General features: G+C 63.9%; 2 protein-coding genes and 1 pseudogene. All 3 read right to left on the minus strand.

Annotated elements, in window-relative coordinates; all coding sequences use genetic code 11:
* A pseudogene (locus tag HNO83_RS20060) lies at window positions 1–442 on the minus strand (hypothetical protein); the annotation flags it as partial.
* Between the two features lie 398 nt (window positions 443–840).
* A complete protein-coding gene (locus tag HNO83_RS20065; protein ID WP_175339306.1) occupies window positions 841–1,578 on the minus strand; it encodes a hypothetical protein in 738 nt (245 codons plus the stop codon).
* On the minus strand, window positions 1,571–2,151 hold a 581-nt coding region (locus tag HNO83_RS20070), incomplete at its 5' end, for a hypothetical protein (RefSeq protein WP_175339307.1). The genes HNO83_RS20065 and HNO83_RS20070, both read right to left, overlap by 8 nt.

Genomic DNA, 2,151 nt, shown 5'->3' on the forward strand with positions numbered 1-2,151 from the left:
CGGACGTGTTCCGGCCCAGGCCGTCGTAGCCGTACGAGGTCGTCCGGCCCTCGCGAGCGACCTCCGTGGTCTGACCGGCCGGGTTGTACGCGAAACGCGTCGAGACGCCCGCCACCGTCTGGTCCACCCGGTTGCCGGCGGCGTCGTACGAATACGACGCGGTGCCGGCGCTCACCCCGCGACCACGGCCGCTGGTCTCCGACGCGGTCAGCTGGTAGGCCGCACGAGAACCCAGGTAACCGGCGACTCCGGTGCACGCCGTGGCTGCGGCGGAGCCCTTCGCGTCCGGCGCCGGCGTCGGTGTCGCCACGGGGACAGGCGGCGCGGACGGCTGCGGGGTCGTGTGCGTGACCGCCGTGACCCGGTCCGCGGCGTCGTAGGTGTACGCCGAGCGGATGCCCGTCGAGCGGTCCAGGCGGGTGAGGCTGCCGACGGGTAGCACGAACCGTTTCTCCCCAGCTGAGAGCCGCAAAGAACTGATACCCGTGATTTCTACCACTAACTCAGCGGCGTCACACCTGAGTTCGATGCCACGCTCAGAAGTCAATTCGACCCGTCGCCCGTCCAACGACAGCATGCATGGTATCCATGACCCCCCATTCACGGGGCTCCGCGCCCAGTAATTGAACGCAGCAAAGCCCGCACCCGTCATTCTTAGCTCAGGCCCCAGGTAGCTCACCGATGGACATTCGGCCCCGGCAGCAAGTCGCGTTGCTCCCACGCCTGAGACGACGAAGCCGCCCATGAGACGAGTTGTTTGGCGCATCGTCCGGCAGCGCGTCGCCCGACGCACCCATCGAACGCACCTCGCGCCACCCGCCGCAGGCCGAACTGCGCTCATCACTGGTCTGCTTCATCGCGGGCCTTCCCCAAGATCTGCCCGAACTCCGACATCAGCAAGTCGACGTCACGGGAGTCCGTATCCCCGATCGACCAACGACGCACCTGGAGCGGAAAGACGACATCATCGCCGGACGTCTTGATGACGAGCACCAAGACCTGCCGGCCGCCGATCGAGCCGATCTCTGATCCCTTCCAGAGCCCGACGATGTTGGATGCCGGAACGTGAAGGACTCTACCTGGCCGCCAATAGCCGACCAGGAACTCGGCGCCGCGGGACGATATCTCGACGCGGGCGACCGAACCTGTTTTCGGCCCGGGACGAGGCGCTCCAACAAGCCCGCTCGCGGTGTGAGTCCACTGGTCCCAAATTGTGCGGATGGAGACGAGGCGGAGGCGGTCGGGTACTACCGAATTCGTGGAACGCAGATTGTTCAGACTGCCCCCCAACCATGCGTGGCTTTGGAGGCTCGGCCGAAGGTGCGCTGTCACTGCCGGGTCGAATCGCAGGCGGGATACGTAGAAAAAGCCAGGATTGAGGAGCCAAATGACCTGAATTCCCGCAGGAATAGAGGCGAAGATCGCAATCACGAGGGCCGCGCCCGCGGGCTGCTCGAATATGAAGGGCTCAAACGACAGCAGTAATAAGACAACCGACGACAGATACGCGGCCCACCCGATAACCATTGCGATGAGGAAGACTCTCTGACGCTCCTGCCATGTCCAGTGCCTAGCCATTGAGCATCCCCACGAAGCTGTTGATCAGTCCCAGGAGGTTGAAGTTGACTCCGATTCCCATCGAGATACGGTCGAACTCGCGGATTGCATCCACAGTCTCTCGGCGCGTGGCGAACCCGGTGATTAGATCCCGGAGCTGACCTCTCTTCAATCCGATGCCACGTCCGATGACGTCGAGAGCACACCCGACGAGATCCCCGTAATTGAACTTGGTTCCCAAGCTGCTCAGGAGCGCACCTCCGCAGGACGCGACGGTGCTTACCCACCCAGCGATCTGACCAATCAGGCCCAGAATTGGAGAAACCGCTGCGCCCACTCCGGAAATGGCAAGAATCCATCCCGCCAACGTGCTGACAGTTGAGATCACTCCTGCCCAGAATCCCAGACCATCCAAGAACGCAACGAAGTCGTCCCACTTGTGCCTGACCTGCAGGTTGCTCTCGTCGACAGGGCTCTTGGCCGTCGGCGCGCCTGCAGTCTCACGTTCGCCCGGTTGCTGGGGCTGCGGCTGTGCGGGTGGTTTGACGTTGTCGTGCGCCTGCACTGGCGGGGCGCCGCATCCCAGCGGCAGTG

This window comes from Leifsonia sp. C5G2 (assembly GCF_013359685.1).
GTDB lineage: Bacteria > Actinomycetota > Actinomycetes > Actinomycetales > Microbacteriaceae > Leifsonia.

Coding starts and splice junctions, on each gene's coding strand:
- HNO83_RS20065 (WP_175339306.1), bottom strand. CDS start 1,578: ATGGCTAGGCACTGGACATGGCAGGAGCGTCAGAGAGTCTTCCTCATC.